The following is a 6,769-nucleotide window of genomic DNA, read 5'->3' on the forward strand; positions in this document are numbered from 1 at the left end:
CCGCGCCGCGAACGCCTCCGACTACATCGCCTCCGGCAAACTGCGCTGCCCCCGCTGCGGCAAATCCATGATCGGCACCCGCGCCACCGGCAAGACCAAGACCTACCGCTACTACACCTGCTGGACCCTCCAGCGCTACGGCACCGAGGCGTGTGACATGCCCCGCCTCAACGCCGACCACCTGGACCAAGCCCTCCTCGACGCGGCCGTCGAGTTCTACCGCACCGGGCACGACCTCATCACCCAGGCCGTGGACGTCGCCCAACACGACCACCTCGCCGACCACGACACCCGCGCCGACGAACTCACCACCGTCAACGCCGAACTCGCCACCGTCGCCGCGAAGATCGACCGCTACCTCGACGCGTTCGAGGACGGCAAGCTCGACGGCGACGACGAGGACGTCAACCAGCGACTCGCCAACCTCCGCGCCAAGCGGCAACAGCTCCGCGACCGCAAGCTCGAACTCGAACACCTGATCGCCGAACAACCCACCGCGCCCGACCCGGCCGCCCTCGACCAGGTCGCCCAGCACATCAGCGAGATCGTCCGCTCCGGCCGCGTCACCGAGCAGAAGACCCTCGTCGAAACCTTGGTCGCACGCGTCACCATCAGCGGAAACGACCGCTTCGTGCCCACCTTCCGCATCCCCCAGCAGCGCACTGCGGCCGAACACGACACAGGGGCCGAGACCACCTCAGCAGGCCCGACCCCTGGTGTTCGTGTACCGACACATTTGGTGGGGCCGAGGGGAGTCGAACCCCCACTGGCTGGAACCTAAATCCAGTGCCTCTGCCGTTGGGCTACGGCCCCGGGCGCCGGAGGCGCTGCGGCACAGCGTAGTCCGCCCGCACATGGCGGAGATCACGACATTCCGGCGCTGGTTGGTTAACATCCAACGGGACTGCAAGCACGAGTCGGGGCGTGGTGTGGATGCGGACTGGGGTTGTGGCCGGCGTTGTGGCGCTCGCGACGCTGGTGGTGGTCGCGCCGGGGGTGTCGGGTGAGCAGCACGGAGGCCAGGCGCCGCAGCTGATCTACTCCGGCGACGCCTACTACCCGCGAGTCATCCGGCTCGAGCATTCAGGGGCGGCCAACGGGCGCATCCTCGGCTCCGTCGTCAGCGTGGTCGACGGGGACGGTGTCGGGATCATCGTCGAGAGCACCGACGGCGGCGCCACGTTCCAGCACGTCGGCACGGTGACCGACCCCGCCGGGGCCGACAGCCGGGGGCTGTGTTGCGCCACCCTCTTCGAGCTCCCCCGGCAGATCGGCGACATGCCGGCCGGCACGCTGCTCTGGGCCACCTCCGCCGGGTACAACCTGCCCAACGCCGAGCGGCGCGTCAAACAGCGCCTCTGGGAGAGCCGTGACCACGGTCGCACGTGGACCTTCAAGTCCGACATCGCCACGCAGCCCAACAGGTTCAACGCCTGGGAGCCGGAGCTCTCCGTCTCGGCCGACGGGCACCTGGTGGCCTTCTGGTCCGACGAGTCGGACAAGCCCAACCACGACCAGAAGCTCGTGCAGGCGCGCTCCACCGACGGGGTCACCTGGACCGACAAGCGCGACACCGTGAAGAACGCCGACTTCTACGTCCGGCCCGGCATGGCGGGCGTCCGCCAGCTCCCGGACGGCACCTACCTCATGGTCTACGAAGTCTGCAACCTCGACGAACCCCTCTGCAGCGCCTACCTCCGCACCTCGGCGGACGGCTGGGACTACGGCGACCCCTTCAACCTCGGCACCGGGATCCGGACGACGGACGGCAAGTACCCGCGCCACACACCGACGGTCACCGTCGGCCCGTCGGGGCAGCTCGTGCTCGCCAGCGAGATGCTCGTGAACGCCGACGGGACCCACGCGCCCGGCAACGGCCGCTCGCTGCTCGTCAACGACAACCTCGGGCAGGGGCCCTGGCGGGAGATCCCGGCCCCGGTCCCGGTCCCCGACCCCAACAACGAGGGCTGCCGCAACTTCAGCCCGTCGGTCCTCGCGAGCACCGACGGCGCCTCCGTCCTCCACGTCGCCACCGAGACGGTCGACGGGGCCTGCCGGGCCTTCTACGCGACCGGCCCCATCCCGCCCGCCGGCTGACCGCGTGCGACCATTGGCCGGCACGAAAGGAGCCGGCCGATGCGCGCACCGCGCCTCCTCGACAAGCTCGTCGACCAGTTCGAGGCACGGGGGGTCTACGTCCCGGGCGACGACAACAAGGCCATCTCCCCGTGGCGCGACTTCGGGTGGCTCATCGCGTTGTGGCTGATCACCATCGCCGTCTTCGTGTTGTTCTTCGCGATGGCGGCCTGACGGTATTCCTCCCGGCGGCGTGGTGTTGATCACTTTCGGTGTCCGACTGGTCACAGGTCGGCCACGGCACGACACCAGGTCCGCTTCATCGGCCCTGCGCCGGGTTCGCCGCGGGAATAGTGCATTCGGACGTACACATCACCCCAGGGAAGGGACCTGCCGGTGCCGATCGCCAGACTCGCGGTCGCGGCCTGCGCACTGCTGACTCTGGCCGGTTGCGGAGTACCACACCCCTCCGAAGCCGCTCAGCCGACCCACACCACGAGCCCGACCACCGAGCGCTCCGAGTCGCCGGCCGACCCCCCGGCCACCGACCCGACCGGCGACTCCGACGACGAGGTCCGCAAGTCGATCGACAAGGACGTCGTCCTCACCGCTTCCGCACCGAAGACCTTCACCCCGAGCGACACCGCGTACCCGCGATCCAGCCGCGCCGTGGCCATCGACGTGGCCATCGACAACGGCGGCAGCATCGCGTTCCGGCCCTCGCAGCTGTCCTTCACCGCGACCGTGGACGGCGCGCCGACCGAGCAGGTGATCGACTCGACCCAGGGTTACAACGGGGTCTCGGGCGCCACCGACGAGGTCGCGCCGGACCAGTCGCTGCGCTTCAACGTCGCGTTCGCCGTGCCCGAGAAGGCCTGCGCGGTGCGGATCTCGGTGCGCACGGCCCAGCCCACCTCCACGGCCATCGAACTCTACGACGGGGTTGTCTGACCGGCAGGCTAACGTCGGCCTCATGACAGAGCAGAAACGCCTTTCCGTCGGCGACCCCGCGCCCGACTTCCGCCTCCCGGACAGCACCGGCAAGGACGTCTCCCTGGCCGACTTCCGCGGCCGGCACGTCGTCGTCTACTTCTACCCCGCCGCCAGCACACCCGGCTGCACCACGCAGGCCTGCGACTTCCGCGACAGCCTCGGTGAGCTCAACGACGCCGGCTTCACCGTGCTCGGCATCTCCCCCGACAAGCCGGCCAAGCTCGCGAAGTTCGTCGCCGACGAGAAGCTGACGTTCCCGCTGCTGTCCGACGAGAGCCGCGAGGTGCTCGTCGAGTGGGGCGCCTACGGCGAGAAGAAGAACTACGGCCGCACGATCACCGGTGTGATCCGCTCCACGTTCGTCATCGACCCGGAGGGCCGGATCGCGGGAGCGATGTACAACGTGCGAGCGACCGGACACGTGGCGAAACTGCGCAGGGAAATCGGCGTCTGAAAATAACGAAAGGGACGCGGAGAAAACGGAGGAGACAACGTAAGGACGAGCTGAACCGTACGCCACGGGTGTGGTGGAAGTTGCCATTTCGGCCGGTCAACTTCTCAAAAGACGGCGGCGTATTCACGGCATGCGAACCGATTCGCTCCGTGGCATTCGCTGGCTCGTCTTGGTCCTCTCATTTCTCCTGGCCGTCGCCGCTTGCGGTCGCCCCGCGACGGACAGTGGCAGCGTGCGCGGTCCGGCACACGCACCGGTGCCGGACGTGACCACGAGCGTGTCGCCCACGCTGATGCCCAAGCGGCCGACGCACCCGCCGGGACGGAACGGGGCCAAGCCAGGGGCCGACACGCCCCGGCTCGTTCCCGCCCGGATGCTCACGAGCGCCGCGGCCGCGGTGGAGCCGAACACCACGCTCGGCGCCGCGGTGTATGACCGCACGACGGGCCGGTTCGCACTGGAGCTCAACGCCAAGCGGCCCTTCCGCTCGGCCTCGCTCGTGAAGCTGCTCATCGCCGTCGACGTGCTCGCCCGGGGCACCGACGTCGAGGACCGGCGGCGGCTCGCCCGCATGCTCCGCACGTCCGACGACGGGCTCGCGAGCATGTTCTGGGTCCGGGAGGGCGGCCCGAAGCTCGTGACGCGGACCAGCGCCGAGCTCGGCCTCCACGGCGTGCGGCCGCCCGAGGTGCCCGGCCAGTGGGGCGAGGTCCGGCTGACGGCGTGGGACGTGGTGCGGATCTACCAGCACGTGCTCGAGCTGCCGTCGGCGGACCGCACGCTGGTCGTCGGCGCGCTCGCCCAGGCGCCGCGCCACGCCGCGGACGGGTTCGACCAGCACTTCGGCATACCGGACGGGGTGGCCGGCCAGTGGGCGGTCAAGCAGGGCTGGGGCAACAACGGCAGGGCGATGGTGCTGCACAGCACGGGCCTGGCCGGGCCGGGCTTCCGGTACGTCGTCGTGCTGCTCAGCGAGCACCCGCTCAGCGCGGGGTGGCAGGCCTCGGCGCGCTCGGTCACGGCGGCCGCGGCGTCGATGCACGGCTACCTGCCGGGCCTCTAGTGCCGGACCGGCCGGCTGGGCTACATGGACAGGGCGCGCAGCTGAGGCAGGAGCTGGGTCAGCGCGCGGCCGCGGTGGGAGATCGCGTCCTTCTCCGCCGCCGGTAGCTCGGCCGACGTCCGCGTCTCCCCCTCCGGCACGAAGATCGGGTCGTAGCCGAAACCGTTGGTGCCACGGGGCTTGCGAGCCAGCGTGCCCCGCCACTCGCCGCGCACGACGACCTCGGTGCCGTCCGGGCGAACCAGTGCCGCCGCGCACACGAAGGCCGCGGTCAGCCGCTCGTCGGGCACGTCGGCCACCTGCTCGAGCACCAGCGTCAGGTTCGCCAGGTCGTCCTTCGCGCCGCCGGCCCAGCGCGCGGACAGCACGCCGGGCATGCCGTTCAGCGCGTCGACCGCGATGCCGGAGTCGTCGGCGACGGCCGGCAGGCCCGTGGCGGCGACGGCGTCGCGGGCCTTCGCGAGCGCGTTCTCCTCGAAGGTGGCGCCGGTCTCGGGCGCCTCGGGGAACGGCGGCACGTCGGCCAGGCCGACCACCTCGATACCCGCCGTGTCCGCCGTGCTCGCGAGGATCCGGCGCAGCTCCTCGAGCTTCTTCGCGTTGCGGCTGGCCAGCAGCACCTGCGTCACGAGCGCGCCTTGGTCGTCGGCGCGGCCTCGGGGAGCGTGCCGGGGTAGGGCTCGGCGAGCGCCGCGGCCTGCCGCGCGTTGATCTCCGCGCAGCCGGCCAGCGCCATGTCCAGCATGCGGTCCAAAGTAGACCGGGTGAAGGTGGCGCCCTCGCCGGTGCCCTGCACCTCGATGATCGTGCCGGTGTCGGTGGCGACCACGTTCATGTCGACCTCGGCGCGAGCGTCCTCCTCGTAGGGCAGGTCCAGGCGCACCCGACCGTCGACCACGCCCACGCTGATCGCGGACACCGCGCAGGACAGCGGCTGCGGGTCGGCGAGCCGGCCGGCGGCGCCGAGCCAGGTCACCGCGTCCGCGAGCGCCACGTAGCCACCGCTGACCGCCGCCGTCCGGGTGCCGCCGTCCGCCTGGATCACGTCGCAGTCGATCACGATGGTGTTCTCGCCGAGGGCGGCCAGGTCGATGCACGCGCGCAGCGACCGGCCGATCAGCCGGCTGATCTCGTGCGTGCGCCCGCCGATCCGCCCCTTGACCGACTCGCGGTCACCCCGGGTGTTCGTCGCCGACGGCAGCATCGCGTACTCGGCGGTCACCCAGCCGAGCCCGGAACCCTTGCGCCAGCGCGGAACCCCCTCGGTCACGCTCGCCGCGCACAACACCCTCGTCCTGCCGAACTCGACCAGCACCGAGCCGGCCGGCCACACCTGAAACCCGCGGGTGAGCTTGATGTCCCTGAGCTGGTCGTCGTTCCTGCCATCGCTGCGTGCCACCGGCCAACCCTACGACCTGTGGCGCACCTCTCCCGCCGGGCACCCGACTGGGGCACGGATTCGGATTGACCGGGCAGCCGGCGAGGAGGAGAGTTCATCGCATGATGAAATCGTGGAGGGGGACATGGCGGGGAAGGTACGACGTCATCGAGCACTGACCATGCTGCGGGTCGCCGTGGTGCTCGCGGTGTTCGCCGTCGCGGCGCTGACGTTGCGCGACAAGCTGCCGAGCCTCGCGGACGTCGCGACCGCGCTCCGCGACGCCGGCCCGGGCTGGCTCGTCGTCGCCACCGCCGCCGAGCTCGCCGCGATCGCGATGTTCGCCCGCCAGCAGCGCCGCCTGCTGACCGCCTTCGGCGTCGCCATGACGCGCCGCCGCGCGCTCGCGCTCGCCTTCAGCCGCTCGGCCATCGCGATCGGCCTGCCCGCGGGCTCGGCGGTCTCCGCGGCGTACGCCTTCAAACAGTTCCGCACGCACGGCGCGAGCCGCCGCACGGCCGCCACCGTGATGGTGCTCTCCGGCTTTCTGTCCTTCGCCGCACTGGCCCTGCTGTACGCCACCGGCGCACTGGCCACCGCCGCGGTGTGGTTCGGCGAGGCCTGGCGGGAGCACCCGGTGCTGACCCAGGTACCCACGGTGGTCACGCTCGGCCTGCTGATCTTCGTCGGGCTGCTCGCCTGGCAGTCCAGCTGGCAGATCCAGCGGTCCCATCCGCGCCGCCACACCGGCACCCTCGAGCGGCTCGCCGCACGCCGGTCACGCCTGACCGCCGTGCTGCGGCCG

General features: G+C 71.1%; 9 protein-coding genes and 1 tRNA gene. 7 read left to right on the forward strand and 3 right to left on the reverse strand.

Annotation, left to right across the window (positions count from 1 at the left end; genetic code table 11):
* Positions 1-40 precede the first annotated feature (40 nt).
* Positions 41-781, forward strand: coding sequence for a recombinase zinc beta ribbon domain-containing protein (locus ACRDTB_RS36755; RefSeq protein ID WP_431436883.1), 741 nt, complete (start codon positions 41-43; stop codon positions 779-781).
* Here the strand turns inward: ACRDTB_RS36755 and ACRDTB_RS36760 are convergent.
* Positions 738-813, reverse strand: a tRNA-Leu gene (locus ACRDTB_RS36760). The two genes, ACRDTB_RS36755 and ACRDTB_RS36760, sit on opposite strands and share 44 nt — an antisense overlap.
* A 120-nt stretch (positions 814-933) precedes the next feature.
* Here ACRDTB_RS36760 and ACRDTB_RS36765 point away from each other — a divergent pair.
* The 5 genes from ACRDTB_RS36765 (at position 934) to ACRDTB_RS36785 (ending at position 4,586) form a co-directional block, all read left to right on the forward strand.
* Positions 934-2,097, forward strand: a complete 1,164-nt coding sequence (locus ACRDTB_RS36765; protein ID WP_431436873.1) for a sialidase family protein — start codon at positions 934-936, stop codon at positions 2,095-2,097.
* A gap of 39 nt (positions 2,098-2,136) precedes the next feature.
* Positions 2,137-2,310, forward strand: coding sequence for a hypothetical protein (locus tag ACRDTB_RS36770; protein WP_431436875.1), 174 nt, complete (start codon positions 2,137-2,139; stop codon positions 2,308-2,310).
* Positions 2,311-2,472: 162 nt separating this feature from the next.
* Positions 2,473-3,027, forward strand: coding sequence for a hypothetical protein (locus tag ACRDTB_RS36775; RefSeq protein ID WP_431436876.1), 555 nt, complete (start codon positions 2,473-2,475; stop codon positions 3,025-3,027).
* A gap of 22 nt (positions 3,028-3,049) precedes the next feature.
* Positions 3,050-3,523, forward strand: coding sequence for a thioredoxin-dependent thiol peroxidase (gene bcp / locus ACRDTB_RS36780; protein WP_431436878.1), 474 nt, complete (start codon positions 3,050-3,052; stop codon positions 3,521-3,523).
* Between the two features lie 232 nt (positions 3,524-3,755).
* Positions 3,756-4,586 carry a hypothetical protein gene (locus tag ACRDTB_RS36785; RefSeq protein ID WP_431436879.1) on the forward strand — a complete coding sequence of 277 codons (831 nt, stop codon included), beginning with the start codon at positions 3,756-3,758 and terminating at the stop codon, positions 4,584-4,586.
* 20 nt (positions 4,587-4,606) lie between these two features.
* Here ACRDTB_RS36785 and rdgB read toward each other — a convergent pair whose 3' ends face one another.
* Both rdgB and rph read right to left on the reverse strand, forming a co-directional pair.
* Positions 4,607-5,215 (reverse strand): RdgB/HAM1 family non-canonical purine NTP pyrophosphatase, encoded by a 609-nt coding sequence (gene rdgB / locus ACRDTB_RS36790; protein WP_431436880.1) that lies wholly within the window; start codon positions 5,213-5,215, stop codon positions 4,607-4,609.
* Complete coding sequence (gene rph, locus ACRDTB_RS36795; protein ID WP_431436881.1) at positions 5,212-5,985, reverse strand: ribonuclease PH; 774 nt, start codon at positions 5,983-5,985, stop codon at positions 5,212-5,214. The genes rdgB and rph overlap by 4 nt, the downstream gene beginning before the upstream one ends.
* Positions 5,986-6,109: 124 nt before the next feature.
* Between rph and ACRDTB_RS36800 the strand changes: the two genes are divergently transcribed.
* On the forward strand, positions 6,110-6,769 hold a 660-nt coding region (locus ACRDTB_RS36800; RefSeq protein WP_431436882.1), incomplete at its 3' end, for a lysylphosphatidylglycerol synthase domain-containing protein.

The organism is Actinophytocola sp., from assembly GCF_050699935.1.
GTDB lineage: Bacteria > Actinomycetota > Actinomycetes > Mycobacteriales > Pseudonocardiaceae > Actinophytocola.

Excerpts from the sequence above, each read along its gene's own strand:
- ACRDTB_RS36765 (WP_431436873.1), top strand. The coding sequence starts at position 934 with ATGCGGACTGGGGTTGTGGCCGGCGTTGTGGCGCTCGCGACGCTGGTG.
- bcp (WP_431436878.1), top strand. The coding sequence starts at position 3,050 with ATGACAGAGCAGAAACGCCTTTCCGTCGGCGACCCCGCGCCCGACTTC.
- ACRDTB_RS36770 (WP_431436875.1), top strand. The coding sequence starts at position 2,137 with ATGCGCGCACCGCGCCTCCTCGACAAGCTCGTCGACCAGTTCGAGGCA.